We start from the raw sequence: 18583 nt of genomic DNA on the forward strand, positions 1-18583 counted from the left end.
CCTAGGAAAAACACGTGTTAGAAATAGCTTTAATTTACTTAGCGGCAGCAATTGTAGCTGTGCCTATTGCCAAACGAGTAGGACTCGGATCGGTGCTGGGTTATTTAATCGCAGGCATACTTATTGGCCCTTATGCCTTAGCTATGGTTGGCGATCAAACCGATGTAATGCACTTTGCCGAATTTGGCGTAGTAATGATGCTATTTTTAGTTGGTTTAGAGCTGCAACCTTCACGTTTATGGACATTACGCCACTCAATTTTAGGGTTAGGTGGTTTACAAGTAGTGTTAACCGCAGCCGTTATTTTTGCATCTTGTTATTGGCTGTTTGCCATGCATTGGCAAACAGCCCTTGCCATTGGTTTAATGCTGGCGCTTTCCTCTACCGCTATTGTACTGCAAAGCCTAGAAGAAAAAGGCTGGCTAAAACAAGAAGCTGGGCAAAATGCTTTTTCTGTACTGCTATTTCAAGATATCGCTATTATTCCTATTTTAGCGTTATTACCCTTACTCGCATTTGCACCACTGAGTGGCAACGCCGAGATTAGTGATTCAATTATTGCCAACTGGCCGGTTTGGCAACAAGTAGGTGCATCGATTGCTGTTATTGCCGCCATTATTGTTTGCGGTAAATATATATCGGCCCCCATTTTTAGATATATAGCGCAAACACATATACGTGAAATATTTACCATTTTTGCGCTTTTTTTAGTGGTTGCTATTGCATTAGTTATGCAAAGTATTGGCTTATCACCTGCGCTGGGTACCTTTTTAGCTGGCGTAGTACTTGCCGAAAGTGAATTTAGGCACGAGTTAGAGGCCGACATAGAGCCTTTTAAAGGTCTGCTATTAGGGCTATTTTTTATTACTGTGGGCGCGTCGATTAACTTTGAACTGTTTTTTAATCAATTTAGCACTGTGATTAGCTTAGTTGTTTTATTGATAGTAATTAAAGCCTGTATTTTATTTGCGCTGGCTTTTACCTTTAAAATAAATAAAAAGCAGCAACTATTATTTACACTGGCTTTGGCACAAGGAGGCGAATTTGCTTTTGTATTATTAAGTGTAACTAGTACGCTAAGCATTTTAACGCCCGAACAAACCGCATTAACAACCTTAGTGGTGGCTATTTCTATGTTAATAGCCCCTTTATTATTAATGTTTTACGAGCAACTGCAAAAACGCGATAGCAGCGTAAAGCCTGAATTTGATAAACCCGAGCATATTAGCAGCGCTAAACATGTCATTATTGCGGGCTACGGTCGCTTTGGCCAAGTAATGGGGCGTTTACTGCATGCCCAGGGTTACGAAATAACAGTACTTGATCATAGCCCTACGCAAATTGAATTATTACGCCGCTTTGGTAAAACGGTATTTTATGGTGATGCTGGGCGTCAGGAGTTACTTGAAGCCGCAGGCGCAAAAACAGCGCAAATGCTGGTAGTGGCTATAGATAACCCCGATAAAACATTAGAAATTATTAAGCTTGCGCAAAAAAACTACCCGCAGTTAAAAATTGTTGCACGTGCTATCGACCGTCGTCACGCTTATCAATTACTTAGTTTAAAAGTAGATGCCTTTAATCGTGAAACTGTTGATTCTGCCATCAGCCTTGCAGTTAAAGCGCTCGAGTTATTAGGTAACAATAAACCCGATGCCGAGCGAGCTGGTAAGCTATTTAGAGATCACGACCGCGCCAGTGTATTACAGTTAGCAAAATTATGGGGCGACGATATTAGCTACGGTGTAGCTGTACGCCAGCGTATGGAAGATTTAAAACAAGTACTGCAACAAGACAAACAAGCACAAGAAGATTTAAATACCTGCGACGACAACGACTATATTGCGGGCTTAACAGAGGACGCTGCCAAGCCCAAAAAATCTAATGATAATGCTCACCTTGGATAGCTTGCCCCTGCTGGTTATAAAAGCCAGTGGCGCTATGCTCAATAAAACCAAGGTTAATCATTTTAGCTAAAAAGGGATCGTTTTCGTTGTCGCCTATATCGGCATAGTCAGTAGTTTGAAAGTTATCCCATTTAGCAAACTGAGCAACTATCGCTTGCTCGTTACGGCTTACATTATTAAGGCTGAGTAAGGTGCTTACTTGGCCTTTTTTACTGCTGACACTAAATGTTTTAACCAACTTTGACTGTGTAAATAAAGCCAGCTTATACTCAGTTTCAGCTTCGTTTAACACATAGTTTTTTACTTCATCACAACCTGTACCCTGAGTATTTACTAACGTCATTTTTGCTATTAAATGCGCATCCACCAGCTGGTTTTTTGCACTCCAGTTTTGTACTCCACGTACTTCTGACGGTTGGTATTCAATACCCCGCTGCTGAGCATTAAAGTAACGAATTGGCCGTATTTGCTTATTAGTTAAATGCTGCCACAGTTCGGTCGTTATTTCGTTTTGATGCGCTACTTGTTGCTGGTTTCGCCACAGGGTTAGCGCTTGAGTTGTTGGCTCGTTATTTTTATTGTTGGTTACAGTGTAAGTTGCTTTTAATAGCGCTGGGTTAACATTGCATTGCTGGGAAAAAGCGCTGCTACTGAATAATACGGTCATCATTAATAATGCTTTTTTCATTGGGTACTCTTTTTAAATGCTCTAATTTATGCTTTTAACATAGCTAAAAATAATGGCTGTTTTATGACAAAATATAATATAAAAACAACCCGCACAGAGTACGAGTTGTTTTGCACACACAAATTATAAACTTACTACTGCGCCACTTTGTCGTTTGCTGTTTTAACTAAATCTGCGGCAAAGTCCATTACATGAAATAAAAAGCTTTGCTCATTAGTGCCTGTCACTAAGTGCGCACCAGGGCCTATAGCATATACGCCAACATCTTCACCTGCGTGTGTTTCTGAGCTCATTGGTACCAGCGCTTCTTGATGAAAACCAGGGGTAGTAGTATCAACATTGGTTAAATCAACCCGCCCTGTTACTGGTGCAAAGTTATAACCTACGTCAGCATCTGTTTCGCTACCGAGGTTTCTAAAACCACCACCATTGGTATAACCTAGCGTTGTATATGGCATATCATCGGCCGCTAGGCTTGGCGTTGTTTCGCCTACGCCCACCACTTTACCTAAAATAGGATTACCGCGTTTAGGGTAACCCGCAATGGTAAATACATGGCTGTGATCGGCTGTTACAACAATAAGCGTTTCCTCTGGATTGGTGTTATCAACCGCAACTTTAACTGCTTTTGCCAATTCAATGGTGTCGTTTAAAGCGTTATATGCATTACCCGCATGGTGCGCGTGATCAATACGACCCGACTCAACGGTTAAGAAAAACCCTTTGTCGTTTTTGCCCAGTACATTTATGGCTTTTTCGGTCATTTGTGAAAGCGAAGGCTCGCCAGCAATATCATTTGCGCGGTCTGCTTCGTACTGCATGTGAGATTCGTTAAACAGCCCAAATACTTTAGTAGCATCATCGCTAATTGCATCAAAACCGGTTTGATCCATTACGTAAGTACCATTTGGATATTGCGTTTTCCATTCACTAATTAAATTACGATTATCAGTACGATCCCCTTCAACTGCACTTACTGCATCGGCTGAATTAAACGCAGCATCTTTTGGTAAAAAATGACGACGCCCGCCACCCATAACAACATCAATGCCATCTACATCAACACCATTAAAGCGCGCTTTTAGGTTGGCCTCAAAGTTAACCAGTTGCGATGCAATATCTTCACAATTAGCTGACTCGCTCGCGGGCATATCAGAAATATCTTCCCAGTTACGATCGGCCGATTTTGCGTACATAGCCGCAGGTGTTGCATGAGTAATGCGGGCAGTTGAAATAATACCGGTCGCTTTACCCGCAATTTCAGCAAGCTCTAGTGAGGTAACTAGCTCATGTCCTTTGCCCGACACACAATTACCACGCTCAACCGCTTCATCAATACCAATAACACCCACATCGGTTTTAACCCCTGAGGCCATTGCGGTCATAGTGCCGGCCGAATCGGGCGTTTGTGCATCTACGTTATAGGTTTTTACAAAACCTGAATACGGCATAGTTTCAAAGCTTAATTGATGCTCCTCACCCATTTCACCTTCTAACTGCCCGGCTAAAATACGCGCTGCAGTTATTGTCGAAATTCCCATACCATCGCCAACAAATAAAATAATATTTTTAGCCTTGCCTGACTCAGTCACTATGCTCGCATTTGCTGTTTTTGTGGTTGCTAACTTGGTTTGTGCATCGCTAAACCAAGCATTACTAGTAAGCGATGCTAACTGCTCGCTGCTAAGCGACGTAGCTGGTGCATTACATACTAAGTTACTTGATGTAGCCTCACTGCTTTCTAATATTCCATTACCGTTGGTATCTTCGCCTGTTTGTGTTGTTACTCCGCCGTTAACACATTGCTCAGACCCGACAGCAATTACGTTATTGACAGTTAATATACTATTTTGGTTTTTATCGCTGTCACTTGAGCAACCCGTTAGTGCAAGAGTTACTGCTAAAGAAAGTACCGTTAATTTTTTCATGTTAGCCGCCATTATTGCTGAGTTAGTTCAAGAGCTTGATTAATTATATGAAACACTACATTTTGCTCAATTACGCCTTGTGCAAGCTGAGCACCGGGGCCTGTTGCATGCAATGAAATGTCTTCACCTGCGTGTGTTTCCGAGGCCAATGGCACTGTTGTTTCTTGATGAAAACCAGGGGTTGTTGTATCAATCCCTTGTAACTCAACGCGCCCTGCCACAGCAGCACTTGCATAGCTTGCATCGGCATCTGTTTCATCACCTAAGTTTCTAAACCCTAAACCATTGGCGTAACCAACTGTGGTATAGGGCTTGTTATCGGCAGCTAGGCTGGGGGCTGTTTCGCCCACGGCCACAACTTGACCTAAAATAGGGTTGCCGCGTTTGGGATAGCCCGCAATAGTAAATACATGACTGTGATCGGCAGTGACTAAAATGAGGGTTTCTTCTGGATTGGTGTTATCAACCGCAGCTTGTACCGCTTTGGCCAACTCTATTGTGTCGTTAAGTGCATTATAGGCATTGCCCGCATGGTGCGCGTGATCAATACGACCCGATTCAACGGTTAAGAAAAAGCCTTTGTCGTTTTTGCCCAGCACTTCAATTGCTTTAGTAGTCATATCGGTAAGTGAAGGCTCGCCAGCAATATCGTTTGCGCGGTCTGCTTCGTATTGCATGTGGGATTCGTTAAATAAGCCAAATACTTTAGTAGCGTCATCGGCAATATTATCAAAGCCGGTTTGGTCCATAACATACGTTGCAGTAGGGTATTGCGCTTGCCATTCACTAATCAAATTACGATTATCGGTACGATCCCCTTCTATTGCGCTTACTGCGTCTGTTGAATTAGCTGCTACGTTTTTGGGTAAAAAGTGCCGACGTCCGCCGCCCATAACAACATCAAGGCCATCTATATCAGTACCAACAAAACGCGCCTCTAGGTTTTTTTCAAAGTTAATTAGTTGCGAGGCAATATCTTCACAGCCAGCTGCAATTGCATCCTCTGGCATGTCTGAAATATCTTCCCAGTTACGATCGGCCGATTTAGCATACGTTGCTGCAGGCGTTGCATGGGTAATTCGCGCTGTTGAAATAACCCCAGTTGCTAGGCCTTTAATTTCTGCCAGCTCTGTTGCTGTTAGTAACTCGTTGCCCGCAACTGTTGAACACATCCCACGCTCTATATTTTCGTCAACACCTATTACGCCAACATCGGTTTTTACACCCGAGATCATCGCAGTCATAGTGCCCGCAGAATCGGGAGTTTGTGCATCTACGTTATAGGTTTTAACTTGTGCGGAATACGGAAATGCCTCAAAGCTTAAGTAACCCTCCTCCCCCGATTGGTTATTGCGTTGTCCTTGTAAAATACGTGCGGCGGTTAGCGTTGATACCCCCATACCATCACCAACAAATAAAATTACGTTTTTAGCTTTGGTGGCTTTAACACTCTGCGCTTGGGTAGTTTTTGTTGTTAATTTTGTTTGCGCAGCACTATACCAACTGCTGTCTTTTTGGCTTTGCGGTAATACATTGGCATAACTAGCTGCGTTAAACGCAAATGTTAGCGCTATTGCCGCAGCAACTTTTTTAATTTTCATCCATAATTCCCATTATTTAGTGATTATTTTTTAAAAAATGTGTGACCACAAAAAGATCAACCGCTGCACTATAAAAAATAGATATGACTAATAAAGGTAATTTTTATGAAAGTTAAATGACTAAATTTATGAATGTAACTACTATAAAATCAAAACACATCAAAAATGCAAAACAAAGTTAAAAAATAAAACCCTTAATTTACAAAAGGATATAAAATAATCATGCCGTTTTATATAACTTTTAATTATATAAAGCTTGCTACATGTTTTAACTTACTCTAACATGCCTGCATCGGGTTGATTGAAAACCCAGCTTATTTGTAAGTACCACGTTGTTATTAGTAATAATCCTGCGCGTTATCCTCAGTTATATGCTTGTTTTCTCCCTGTTAAATTGCCTATTTTAAGGCACACTTTTATTAATTCTTAGGATACTATTATGTCTAATACTACAACTGGTACAGTAAAATTTTTTAACGAAGCAAAAGGTTTTGGCTTTATCGAGCAAGAATCTGGCGCAGACGTGTTTGCACATTTCAGTGCAATTTCAGGCGACGGTTTCAAAACTTTAGCTGAAGGCCAACGTGTACAGTTTACTGTTACTCAAGGTCAAAAAGGCCCACAAGCCGAAAACATTGTTTGCATCTAATTGCATAACAATTTAATGGGTTAGCAATAACCCATTTAGAATACTAGTTTGAAAGAAGTTCTGTTTTATTTGTTAGTACCGAGTTGTTTTAGTAATAATCCTACGCGTTATCCTCAAGTTAACTATTTTTTCCGGCTCAATCGCCTCTTTTCAGGCACACTTATATTAATTTTTTAGGATACATATTATGTCTAATACAACTACTGGTTCAGTAAAATGGTTTAACGAAGCAAAAGGTTTTGGCTTTATCGAGCAAGAATCTGGCGCAGACGTGTTTGCACATTTCAGTGCAATCTCTGGCGACGGTTTCAAAACTTTAGCTGAAGGCCAACGTGTACAGTTTACTGTTACTCAAGGTCAAAAAGGCCCACAAGCCGAAAACATTGTTTGTATATAAACACTGTTAAATAATACGCTTTAGTGTATTAACAGCTCACATATAATTAATTTGTCTGTGAGCTAATTTTTTACCACTTACATTAAGTAATTGGTATTACTAAACATTTAAAATTGAGTATGTACTATGCAGCTTAATTTATTTTCGACTCACTGTTCGAGTCAGTCTCGCCTTATGCTTTATTCCACCTTATCTTTATCAATCTTAAGTCTTTTATATTCCTAGTTTGTAGATACACAGTAAAAGCGCTGGGCGAATTTAAGAGAGTTTTATGAATTTGAACCCAACCGCACCATTATCATCACCAATTTATGACAACCCGATCCCGGGTCGTGAATTTATTTTAAGCCTTTTTGGCAAAATGAAAAAAAACCTTAACCGTGAACAAATCGCGCATGCCTTAGAGCTAAAAAATGCTGAGCAAAAAGAAGCCCTCAGAAGGCGTTTACGCGCCATGGAACGCGATGGCCAACTTATGTTTAGCCAACACAAAGGTTACCAAGTTATTGATCAAGCCTTACTTGTGAGTGGTGTAATTACCCTACATGCAGATGGCTTTGGTTTCGTTAATTATAGCGCCAGCGAAAAAGATTTATTTATCGCTAAGAACCAGTTAGCTCACGTATTTGAAGGCGATATAGTACAAATACTACAAGAAGCCGCTAGTCATAAACGCTCAAACAATAAATTAATAAAAATTATTGAGCATAAAACCACCCATTTAGCCGGTATATTAAAGCGCCAAGGCACAGACTACGTGCTAGTAGCCAATAACACTAAATGCCCACAAAAAGTGCAAGTAGCGCAGTGCCAATTAGCAAACACCAGTGTGGGCCAGTATGTAAACACTAAAATTACCCAGTACCCTACTTTTCGCCATGCAACTCAAGTGCAAATAACCGAAGTACTTGGTCTGCCTCACTCTGCAGGTATGGAAACAAAGCTTGCGCTGCGTCGTCATGGTGTTGCAGATAGCTGGAGCAAGGATTTACTAGCACAAGCAAGTTCACTTGGTAATGAAGTAACCGAGCAAGATAAATTAGCGCGTGTAGATTACCGCTTGTTTCCGTTTGTTACTATTGATGGCGAAGACGCAAAAGATTTTGACGACGCCGTATACTGCGAAAGAACAGAGCAAGGAAACTGGCGTTTACTGGTCGCTATTGCCGATGTGTCGCATTATGTAAAATCCAATGATGTGTTAGATATAGAAGCGCAACAACGCGCCACCTCTATTTATTGCCCGGGACAAGTTGTTCCTATGCTGCCAGAAGCATTATCAAATGGCCTGTGCTCGTTAAACCCACATGAAGATCGCCTGGTATTAGTGTGTGATATGACCATTAGCCAAGATGGTCAAGTGACTCAAGCTAATTTTACAGAGGGGCTGATCCACTCACATGCAAGGCTAACCTACACACAAGCACATGCTGTCATCGCTAAACCTAGTTCTAGCTCAGCTAAACAATTAGCCGAATTGAATGCTGATGTGTCGCCACTGATTAAAAATTTGCATTATCTTTATTTAGATTTAAGCGCAGCGCGCAAACTTCGCGGCGCTATTGACTTTGATACGCAAGAGCTCAAGCTTAATCTGAATAAAAATCAAAAAATTACCAGTATTGATCCAATAGAGCGCAATGACGCACACCGCATGATTGAAGAATTTATGCTGTGCGCTAACGTGTGTACCGCACAGTTTTTAGATAAACACCAAATCCCCGGATTATTTAGAGTACATGCAGGGCCACAACAGAAAAAGCTACAAACGCTACGGGCGCTACTGGCCGAAAAAAGACTGCAGCTTGGCGGCGGTGATAAGCCAACGCCAGCCGATTACAATAAACTACTAAATAACATTAGTCAGCGCAGCGATGCCAGCGTGATCCGTACTTTATTACTGCGCTCACAATCGCAAGCCGAATACTCGGCTAATAACCAAGGTCACTTTGGCCTAGCATACGATGCTTACGCTCACTTTACCTCGCCAATTCGTCGCTATGCAGATTTAGTAACCCATCGTGCAATTCGCGCCAAAATTCAGGCTAAGCAGCAAAATGGTTTACAGCGGGCGATAAGCTTCTTAAATGTGTTTGCTAATAAAGCGTCTAACGTTAGCAAGTTAGCTAAAAAGGCATACCCTTATAACCTTGAAAGTATAGAAACATTAAGCTTGCATTGCTCAGCACAATCGCGCAAAGCCAACGATATTAGCCGTGAAGTAGAAAGCGCCTTAAAATGTAGCTATATGGAAAAATACCTTGGCGATACATTTACCGCCACTATTAGTGGTGTATCAAGCGCTGGTTTTTTTGTTGAGCTAGACTGCACAGGCGTTGAGGGTTTAGTAGCGGTGAGTAGCTTCAGCCAAGGTGAGTTTGTATTTAATGCTGCCAAACAACAGTGGAGCAACAGCAAACAAAAATTTACTATTGGTGAGCGTGTGAATGTGACCTTAAAAAGTATTGACTTACGCCAACGTAAAATGAGCTTTTCACTGGCTAGTTTAACGTTTCATTAATTGCAGACAAGCTGCACTGTTAGTTATTAATTTAAACCGCCGCGCTTAACTGTGAAATTTAATAGCTAACTTTATTAGCATTTATTGTTGTCGTGCTTGAGCATAACACCTGTATTGCCTACAATAGCGCACTATCTATTCAATGCAGATCACAATTATGACTGATACAAATAAACCAGAGTTACCAGACCAACTTTCGATTAATCCACGCAGCAAGTTTTATGTAGAAGAAGTATTCGAACATGAAATTGGTGTAACTCTGAACGGCAAAGAGCGTTTTGACGTTGAAGAATACTGCATCAGCGAAAGCTGGATCAAAGTTGCCGCACCTAAAGCGCTAGATCGTCGTGGCCAACCATTACTTATAAAAGTAAAAGGTACTGTAGACGTATTTTATAAATAAAATACTGATGCAGCACAAAGAAGCCGACGTAACGTCGGCTTTTTAGATCAATGTTTACTCTAATTACTTAACTTGAACTCCGGTTACTTAGATTTACCTCGCCAACCAGCCCAAACATCGTCTTCAAGATCTGCTTTTTTATTCTTTTTCTTGCCCGTGCCTTCGGGTTTTGCCATTGGCTTTTCGTTTTTAAGCGCCTGTGCGGCATCAACATTCGCTTGGTTCACTGCAAAGCCTGCCACTTGCTCGCGCTCAAGACGTAGTTTGTTTTTCTTCTCAATTATTTTAAAGTGATGTAAATCTTCATAATCAACTAATGAAAGCGCTAAACCCACTTCACCTGCACGGCCGCTGCGGCCAATACGGTGCATATAATCAGCAGGGCTGCGTGGTAGATTAAAGTTAATAACCACTGGCAGCTTTTCAATATCTAAACCACGTGCTGCAATATCAGTTGCTATTAGCACTTCAATTTCGCCTGCTTTAAACTTTTCTATTACGCGGGTACGTTCACTTTGGCCTTTATCGCCATGAAAAACTTGTGCATTAACACCGCGCTTTTCAAGCTTTTGCGCTAAGTGTTCACAATCTTTTTTAGCATTAACAAAAATCAGTGCTTGGCGCCATTTATGGGTTTTAATTAAATGCGCTAAAACAGTGGTTTTCTCGCCTTTATTAACGCTAAATACACGCTGTACTAAAGTGCTTTCGTCTTTGCTTTGAACTTGTATTTCAACAGGGTCGTTTAATAAATCTTGTGTTAATAGCTTAACTTGCTCTGGGAAAGTTGCTGAAAATAACATAGTTTGTTTTTTAGCAGGCATTAACGCTAATAACTCAGCAAGCTCTTCGGTAAAGCCAAGGCTTAGCATACGGTCGGCTTCATCAAGCACGAGTGTATTTAGTTTATCGAGCTTAATAGCATTGCTTGAGATTAAATCGAGTAAGCGCCCTGGTGTTGCCACTATAATATCAGCGCCACCACGAAGTGCCTGCATTTGTGTATTAACCGATACACCACCAAACACAGCAATCGTTTTAATTGCGCCATTAAAGTTAGCAGAATACGATTTAACGCTATCGGCTACTTGAGTAGCAAGCTCACGAGTAGGTACTAAAATAAGCCCCGTTACAAAATTACCTTTGCTGGCTGCGCTTTTACTACCTTGTTCAAGGAACATTTTTTGTAGCATTGGCAGCGCAAACGTTGCTGTTTTACCTGAGCCTGTATTTGCCCCAGCAATTAAATCACTGCCTGCAAGTACACTAGGTATAGCCTTAGCTTGAATTGGCGTAGGTTGGGTATATTCCAAATCGGTTAAACGAGCGAGTAGCTCTGGAATAAGGCCAAGTTCGTTAAAAGTGCTAGGGCTTGTGGCTGAGGTCATAAAGGTGTGGGCTCATTGCTAAAAATTAGCCTGCAATTTTAGCGTATTTAACGCTTATTAAGTAGGGGTTAGTGATTTAAATCGCATTTAGTTACTGGCAAAAAAAAGACGCTTTCGCGTCTTTTTTATCTTATAACACTAACTTCTTGTTATTCAACAGTAACAGATTTAGCTAAGTTACGTGGTTGGTCAACATCAGTACCTTTAATTACCGCTACGTAGTACGACAGTAGCTGTAATGGTAAGGTGTAAACAATTGGCGCAATAATATCGTCAGTGTGATTTACGTTGATAACACGCATGGTGTTGTCAGATTCAAAGTGAGAATCTTTATCTGCGAATACGTAAATAATACCACCACGAGCACGTACTTCTTCTACGTTTGATTTAAGTTTTTCTAGCAGTTCGTTATTAGGTGCTACAACAATAATCGGCATGTCGGCGTCAATAAGCGCGAGTGGACCATGTTTAAGCTCGCCTGCAGCGTAGGCTTCTGCGTGAATGTACGAAATTTCTTTAAGCTTAAGCGCGCCTTCCATTGCAATTGGGTATTGTGAACCACGGCCTAAAAATAGTGAATGCTGCTTGTCGGCAAACTCTTCTGCTAACTCGGCAATGCTATCTGCAAGCTGTAAAGTTTCTTCTAATTTCGCAGGTAATACTTTAATTGCATTAACAATTGCGCTTTGATCAAGGCCTTTTTCTTGTGCTATAGACGCAGTAAGCATTAACAAACCAACTAATTGCGTAGTAAACGCTTTAGTAGATGCTACGCCAATTTCGGCGCCGGCTTTGGTCATAAAGGCAAGGTCTGATTCGCGAACAAGTGATGAGCCAGGTACGTTACAAATGGTCATTGACGCCATGTAACCTTGTTGCTTTGCTAAACGCAGTGCAGCAAGTGTATCGGCTGTTTCGCCTGATTGTGAAATAGTTACTAGTAGGCTTTTTTCGTGTACAAACGACTGGCGGTAGCGAAATTCTGAGGCAATTTCTACATTACAGCTTACGCCTGCAAATTGCTCAAGCCAGTAACGTGCAACCATACCCGAATGGTAAGACGTACCACAGGCAATAATTTGTACGTGTTTTACATCTTTAAATATTTGTTGTGCACTGTCGCCAAAAGCGTCAATTGATACGCGGTCGTTGTTTAAACGCCCTTCAAGGGTATTACGTACAGCAAGTGGCTGCTCGTAAATTTCTTTTAGCATGTAATGGCGGTAATCGCCTTTGCCTGATGCATCTTGAGTGATGTTTGATTCAACCACTTCACGCTCTACAGCGTTGCCATCGGCATCAAAAATTTCTACTGTGTCACGTGTAATACGTGCTACGTCGCCTTCTTCTAAAAATATAAAGCTGCGAGTAACCGGTAGTAGTGCCAATTGATCAGAGGCAATAAAGTTTTCGCCAAGCCCTAAACCTATAACAAGTGGGCTGCCTGAGCGCGCTACAATAATTTCGTTGCTGTTGTCTTTATCAAATACAACTGTACCAAATGCACCTTCAAATTGCTTAACGGCAGCTTGTACTGATGCGAGTAAGGTTTTGTGTTGCTGACGAAGTTGGTGAATTAAGTGCACCATAACTTCGGTGTCGGTGTCTGATAAAAATTCGTAACCGTCGCCTTTTAATGCGGCGCGCAAGCTTACGTGATTTTCGATGATGCCATTGTGTACTAGTGCTAGCTGGCCGCTTGAAACATGTGGATGTGCATTGGCTTCAGTTACACTACCGTGAGTAGCCCAGCGAGTGTGTGCAATACCTGTATGGCCGCTAACACCTGATTGCTCAAGTGCCGATTCTAGGTTTACTACTTTACCAACTGCTTTTACAGTTTTAAGGGTGTTGCCATCAAGCAGTGCTACGCCTGCTGAATCGTAACCACGGTACTCAAGGCGTTTAAGGCCTTCAACTAAAATTTTATTTACTGGACGTTCTGCAACTGCCCCAACTATTCCACACATAGTGTCTCCATTAATTTTTTAAATATTTGCCCGCTTATAACCTGAATTCAAGTTAACGGGCTATTCCATAATCTCTGCACAAATTAGTTTTACACCACATGCCTCAATTGCTTTGCGTTTATCGTCTGCTAAGCCATTGTCGGTTATTAAGGTGGTTACTATTTGCCACGGTAATTCTAAATTTGGGATTTTTCGGCCAATTTTATCTGATTCAACCATCACTATAACTTCACGTGCTGCTTTTGCCATTACTTGGCTTAAGCCAACTAGTTCGTTAAAGGTAGTAGTACCGCGCTTTACGTCTATGCCATCGGCACCAATAAATAGCTGATCAAAGTCGTAAGAGCATAGTACGCTTTCTGCAACTTGCCCCTGAAACGATTCTGAATGCGGATCCCATGTCCCACCGGTCATCAATAATGTTGGCTCGTTTTCGAGCGCTAGCAAGCGATTAGCAACTTTAATAGCATTCGTCATTACAACTAGGCCTTGTTTACTTGCAAGCTCTGGGATCATTGCTGCTGTAGTGCGCCCGCTATCAATAATAATGCGGTTATGATCTTTGATCAGTGCGGCTGCAGCCTTGGCTATAGCCACTTTACGCTTAGAATCAATCTCATCGCTTACTATCTCTTTTGGTAATGCAATAGCTCCACCATAACGGCGCAGTAACAGGCCACTTTTTTCAAGCGCAGTTAAATCTTTTCGAATGGTCACTTCTGAGGTTTGAAACTGCTCAGCTAATTTTTCCACGACCACTTCACCAAGCTCATTAACCTGAGCCAATATATTGTGACGTCGTTGCTGGGTGTTTCGTTTGGTCATAAGTGATATGCAATTAAGTTTCGTTTCGAAAGATGCGCAATTTTAAACGAAACTAGTTAAATGGCAAGTGAACGAGCAAAAATAAAGCAATTTAATCAAATTATAATAAAACTTAAAATACGGTAAGCTAGGGGTAATAGCCGAATAAAGTAAAGTATATGCAATTATTTAATAGTATCAGTAAAGAATATTTAACTCAGCGTAAGCTCGCCGGCGATATCTGCCGTTTATTTAATAAAAGCCCCAGTAAGGGCAATTTAAAGCGTATTAAAAGCTTATTTTTTGATTGCGGTGAAGAGGTAATTATTGAAGCAGGGTTTCACTGCGATTATGGTAGTACACTTATTATTGGTGATCGTACCTTTATAAATATTAACTGCACCATTTTAGATTCTCCGCTACCTGAGTCGGCCATTAGTATTGGTAACGACTGTTTAATAGGCCCTAATGTACAATTGCTAGCTGTATCTCACGCGCTAGATCCACAGCAAAGATTAAGTAAAGAAAACTTTAGCCAGCCAATTAGTATAGGTAATAATGTATGGGTTGGTGCAGGCGTAATAATTTTAGCTGGAATAACTATTGGCGATAATGCCGTTATTGGAGCGGGCTCGATAGTAACAAAAAATGTGGCAGCCAACACCGTGGTGGTTGGAAATCCTGCGGTTAAAGTTAAAGATATTTGAAGCAGTAATTCGTTAAAAACAACCTACAAAGCCTACTCTGCAGGTTGTACAATATATAACTAAGCAGTGTGTTTCTAAGGGAGGGGTTTATTGTTTATTTTTTAATGTAAGCGCTAAACCCGCCATAATAAACTCAACTTGGGAAACCTGCGCAGCTAATGCTTGATGTAACCAGCCAGATTCGTCTACAAATGTACGGCTTAATTCGCCAAGCGGAACTATACCGTGCCCCACTTCGTTACTTACAAAAATAACTCGCCCTGGTAAGCTATTAAGTTGAGCTAATAACTCAGCTTTTTGCGTTTGCCAGCAATGCTTGTCGCTATGGCATAAACAGTTTGTAAGCCATAGCGTTAAACAATCTACCAATATGCAGTTATCAGCTTTACTATGGGCTTTAAGTAGTTTGGCAAGCGCTATGGGCTCTTCAACTAATTGCCAGTTTGCTGGGCGGTCTTTTTGATGGCGCGTTATACGTGCTTGCATTTCATCGTCATTAGGCTGTGCAGTGGCAAGATAAATCACCGATTTATTACTCTTCATTGCCAATTGTTCAGCAAAACGACTTTTACCACTGCGGGCACCGCCTAAAATAAGTGCATGGTTGTTGCTCATAATAAGCCCACTAAGGTTAAGTAAATAATCACCTCAGATAACTGCTGCGCCGCGCCTAAACAATCTCCAGTATAACCACCTAGCTGGTGCTTAAACCAGCGTACTAATACACTGCGTAAAATGAGCAACACGGCAATAATAATCACCGCTGTTTGCCATACAATAATATTTAAGAAAATTAAACTCAGTAATAAAATGACTGCAGTGAGCGTTAAAATAGCTAAGCTGTTAAACGACAAATGCATAGCTATAGGCTTAACTTTTGAGGTGGCATCCTCACTCACGTAATCCATGCTCACAATTAAACTGGTTGCTATTACCCGACTTAAACACTGACCCAGCAATATCGCAGTTATAATGGCTGTGAGCGAAGTACTAAGTAATACTAGACTCTGAAACTTAATCAGTAATATTATAAATAATGCCGCAGCTCCATAAGTACCCAAACGGCTATCTTTCATGATAGTTAATTTTTGCTCTACCTGCCAACCGCCGCCAAAGCCATCCCACACATCAGCCCAGCCATCTTCATGAAACGCGCCAGTTAATAGCAAGCCAAAAGCCATCATTAATAACACACTTAAAGACGGCGGTAACAACAGCTGAAAAACACAGTAACTAAGTGCCAACAACCCACCAAGTAACACACCTACTAATGCAAAATAGCGACTGGCTTGATTAAGGTGAGTATTAGTAACATTAAAACGCAAAGCAACCGGAATGCGGGTTAAAAAGCTAATCGCCAATAATACTAACTGCCACTGCGTGACCTTGGTTTGTAATTTATTATTTGGGGTATCTAAAAGTGAACTGTCACTCATATTATACAACCTGCTCAACACCGGCATCTGCAAAGCTTGCCATGTGGTTATAAAAGCCAAGAGCGGCTTGTAGCAAAGGTAAGCTCAATGCTGCGCCAGTGCCTTCACCTAAGCGTAAATCTAATTGTAGCAAGGGTTTAACTTCAAGCTTGCTTAACATTTGTTGATGGCCTTGTTCATTAGAACAATGAGCAAAAATTAAATACTCTTTTACTATAGGGTTAATTTTAATCGCAACCATAGCCGCAGCACTACAAATAAAGCCATCAACAATAACGGCCATACCTTGCTCTGCCGCCGCTAGCATTGCACCGGTAATATGCACAATTTCAAAGCCACCCACTGCAGCAAGCAGCGCTATTGGATCAGCCAAGTGTGCTTTATGCAGTTGTAATGCTTGCTCAACAACATTGATTTTACGCGCAATTAATTCGTCACTCACGCCAGTGCCTCTACCCACACATTGCGTCACAGGTAAATTTAATATTGCTGCCATAATAGCTGCGGCACTCGTGGTATTGCCAATTCCCATCTCCCCCATAGCCAATGTATTACAGCCTTGTTGTTTAAGCTGTAAAACCAGTGACTTAGCATTACTAAACCCTTGCTTTACTTGCGCAGTGCTCATGGCCATGTGTAAGTTAAGCGGGGCGGTTATATTACCAAGTCGGCAATCATGTACCTTGCTAGCAGGGCTTTTTTCTAATATACCGCAATCAACAACCTCAAGTTGCCAGCCAAGTTGCTGACAAAATATATTTATAGCAGCGCCGCCAGCGACAAAGTTAGCGACCATTTGTGCAGTTACTTCACTCGGTGCAATTGATACTCCTTGCGCTGCAATCCCATGATCTCCAGCAAAAACAACTAAAGTAGGGGTACAAATCTCAGCTTTAAATGCAGTAAATTCAACGTCACTCTTTATCGTTTGAGATAGTATTTTTACTAACTGTAATGCAATCAGTTCAAGCTGACCTAGTGCCCCTAGGGGTTTGGTTTTATTATTTATTTTATTGTGAATAAGGTGGTCAAATTGATTATTCAAAGGGGCTATTTTAAACATTGTGTAGCAACTCACGTTTTCAAAAAAGTAAAAAGATAACTGCTAAATCCCACAACTGATATCGTTGTGATAAAAGAGGATCAGGCGTTTTTAAAAAATAATTTTAGGCCAAGCTTGGCCATTTTCATCAAAAAATATATCGATACAAATAACCTTGCCATAACCCACAGTAAATATATTTTGATAATTTAACTGTTTTGGCACCTGACAAATAATAGCGAGTAATTGCTTTATTACTCCTGCATGCGTAATTACAAGTTGTGAGCGAGTACCTTGGCAAATAGTATTAACTAATAATTGCTGCCACCACGTTGTTATGCGCTGATAAAAATGAGCCATGCTTTCACCGTTAGGTGGCGTCACGAGCCAAGGGCTTTGCCAAAAGTCACCAATTGTCGGTGTTTTAGTATGCTGCCACAGTTCATCATAGCTTTGGCCATCCCAATCACCAAAGTTAAACTCTTTAATATCGTCGGTTATATTCAGTGGTATTTTATTAAAATCACAAAATTGCCGAGCAAACTCACTACAGCGCTTTAAAGACGATGAGGTAACTAAATCAATATTTGCTAACCTGCCACAGGCGATATTTAACTGCTCAAACCCTTTTTTACTCAATATAAAATCGGTATGCCCCGCTAAAACATCTTTAGTCGTAAGCTCACCATGTCGCAGTAAATAAACTCGGCTAGAAAATGCTGTCATGCTCATACAAGTCTAAAATAAATGTACTTTGAGTTTATCAGCATAGTATTTTTTTATCTTTGAGTTTTACTTATTAATGACTTGAATTTTACTTTTCTGCAGACGTAAAAAAACCGATTATTTTCAATCGGGCTATCTCGATTTGGAGTCGGCGCGCTACTTCGTAGCGACAACGCTGTAAAATGTCGTAGTGCCCACAGCGGTAGAAAATCACAGTGCAAATGCACCACATTCATTGGCTAGTGGTGATGTTTTTATGATTTGAGTGTCGGGTGTCGCTACGCTCGCCCAACCTACGCGGGAGACTTGTGTACATTATTCACCCACATTTCACTTTTCTGCAGACGTAAAAAAGCCCGACTATTTCTAGTCGGGCTTTCTACAATTTGGAGCCTGGCAATGTCCTACTTTCACAT

At 41.1% G+C, this 18583-nt stretch carries 16 protein-coding genes; 6 read left to right on the forward strand and 10 right to left on the reverse strand.

What is annotated here, in order from left to right:
• Window positions 1-14 precede the first annotated feature (14 nt).
• Window positions 15-1907, forward strand: a complete 1893-nt coding sequence (locus J5X91_RS13545; protein ID WP_192531613.1) for a monovalent cation:proton antiporter-2 (CPA2) family protein — start codon at window positions 15-17, stop codon at window positions 1905-1907.
• Here J5X91_RS13545 and J5X91_RS13550 read toward each other — a convergent pair.
• The 3 genes from J5X91_RS13550 to J5X91_RS13560 form a co-directional block, all read right to left on the reverse strand.
• On the reverse strand, window positions 1882-2595 hold the full coding sequence (locus J5X91_RS13550) for a hypothetical protein (RefSeq protein ID WP_208835017.1): 714 nt from the start codon (window positions 2593-2595) through the stop codon (window positions 1882-1884). The two genes, J5X91_RS13545 and J5X91_RS13550, sit on opposite strands and share 26 nt — an antisense overlap.
• Before the next feature lie 134 nt (window positions 2596-2729).
• On the reverse strand, window positions 2730-4523 hold the full coding sequence (locus tag J5X91_RS13555) for an alkaline phosphatase (RefSeq protein ID WP_197182236.1): 1794 nt from the start codon (window positions 4521-4523) through the stop codon (window positions 2730-2732).
• A gap of 11 nt (window positions 4524-4534) precedes the next feature.
• On the reverse strand, window positions 4535-6124 hold the full coding sequence (locus J5X91_RS13560) for an alkaline phosphatase (protein WP_011329602.1): 1590 nt from the start codon (window positions 6122-6124) through the stop codon (window positions 4535-4537).
• 439 nt (window positions 6125-6563) lie between these two features.
• Here J5X91_RS13560 and J5X91_RS13565 point away from each other — a divergent pair, with 439 nt between their 5' ends.
• The 4 genes from J5X91_RS13565 (at window position 6564) to J5X91_RS13580 (ending at window position 10094) form a co-directional block, all read left to right on the forward strand.
• A complete protein-coding gene (locus tag J5X91_RS13565) occupies window positions 6564-6773 on the forward strand; it encodes a cold-shock protein (RefSeq protein ID WP_011329603.1) in 210 nt (69 codons plus the stop codon).
• Window positions 6774-6960: 187 nt separating this feature from the next.
• The gene (locus J5X91_RS13570; protein WP_007377377.1) at window positions 6961-7170 is read left to right on the forward strand and encodes a cold-shock protein; all 210 of its coding nucleotides are present in this window, start codon (window positions 6961-6963) and stop codon (window positions 7168-7170) included.
• A 271-nt stretch (window positions 7171-7441) separates the two neighbouring features.
• Window positions 7442-9691, forward strand: a complete 2250-nt coding sequence (rnr, locus tag J5X91_RS13575) for a ribonuclease R (RefSeq protein WP_208835018.1) — start codon at window positions 7442-7444, stop codon at window positions 9689-9691.
• Between the two features lie 157 nt (window positions 9692-9848).
• Window positions 9849-10094 (forward strand): DUF3297 family protein, encoded by a 246-nt coding sequence (locus J5X91_RS13580; RefSeq protein WP_172459242.1) that lies wholly within the window; start codon window positions 9849-9851, stop codon window positions 10092-10094.
• 83 nt (window positions 10095-10177) lie between these two features.
• Here the strand turns inward: J5X91_RS13580 and J5X91_RS13585 are convergent, their stop codons facing one another.
• The 3 genes from J5X91_RS13585 to J5X91_RS13595 all read right to left on the reverse strand — a co-directional run bounded on the left by J5X91_RS13585 (window position 10178) and on the right by J5X91_RS13595 (window position 14277).
• Window positions 10178-11482 carry a DEAD/DEAH box helicase gene (locus J5X91_RS13585; RefSeq protein ID WP_089368909.1) on the reverse strand — a complete coding sequence of 435 codons (1305 nt, stop codon included), beginning with the start codon at window positions 11480-11482 and terminating at the stop codon, window positions 10178-10180.
• A gap of 149 nt (window positions 11483-11631) precedes the next feature.
• Entirely contained in the window at window positions 11632-13452 is a 1821-nt protein-coding gene (glmS, locus tag J5X91_RS13590) for a glutamine--fructose-6-phosphate transaminase (isomerizing) (RefSeq protein WP_208835019.1), read from the reverse strand.
• A 60-nt stretch (window positions 13453-13512) separates the two neighbouring features.
• On the reverse strand, window positions 13513-14277 hold the full coding sequence (locus J5X91_RS13595) for a DeoR family transcriptional regulator (protein ID WP_086993160.1): 765 nt from the start codon (window positions 14275-14277) through the stop codon (window positions 13513-13515).
• Window positions 14278-14435: 158 nt separating this feature from the next.
• On the opposite strand from J5X91_RS13595, the gene J5X91_RS13600 reads away from it, so the two are divergent.
• A complete protein-coding gene (locus tag J5X91_RS13600) occupies window positions 14436-14963 on the forward strand; it encodes a sugar O-acetyltransferase (protein WP_011329619.1) in 528 nt (175 codons plus the stop codon).
• Between the two features lie 87 nt (window positions 14964-15050).
• Here the strand turns inward: J5X91_RS13600 and cobU are convergent, their stop codons facing one another.
• The 4 genes from cobU to J5X91_RS13620 form a co-directional block, all read right to left on the reverse strand.
• Window positions 15051-15578, reverse strand: a complete 528-nt coding sequence (gene cobU, locus J5X91_RS13605; RefSeq protein WP_208835020.1) for a bifunctional adenosylcobinamide kinase/adenosylcobinamide-phosphate guanylyltransferase — start codon at window positions 15576-15578, stop codon at window positions 15051-15053.
• Window positions 15575-16399: an adenosylcobinamide-GDP ribazoletransferase gene (locus J5X91_RS13610; protein ID WP_208835021.1), complete on the reverse strand. Its 825-nt coding sequence runs from the start codon at window positions 16397-16399 to the stop codon at window positions 15575-15577. Before J5X91_RS13610 ends, cobU begins: the two co-directional genes overlap by 4 nt.
• A gap of 1 nt (window position 16400) precedes the next feature.
• Window positions 16401-17462, reverse strand: a complete 1062-nt coding sequence (gene cobT, locus J5X91_RS13615; protein ID WP_208835022.1) for a nicotinate-nucleotide--dimethylbenzimidazole phosphoribosyltransferase — start codon at window positions 17460-17462, stop codon at window positions 16401-16403.
• Between the two features lie 90 nt (window positions 17463-17552).
• Entirely contained in the window at window positions 17553-18173 is a 621-nt protein-coding gene (locus J5X91_RS13620) for a histidine phosphatase family protein (protein WP_225741021.1), read from the reverse strand.
• Window positions 18174-18583 lie beyond the last annotated feature (410 nt).

The sequence above is a fragment of the Pseudoalteromonas sp. K222D genome (assembly GCF_017653575.1).
Taxonomy (GTDB): domain Bacteria; phylum Pseudomonadota; class Gammaproteobacteria; order Enterobacterales; family Alteromonadaceae; genus Pseudoalteromonas; species Pseudoalteromonas nigrifaciens.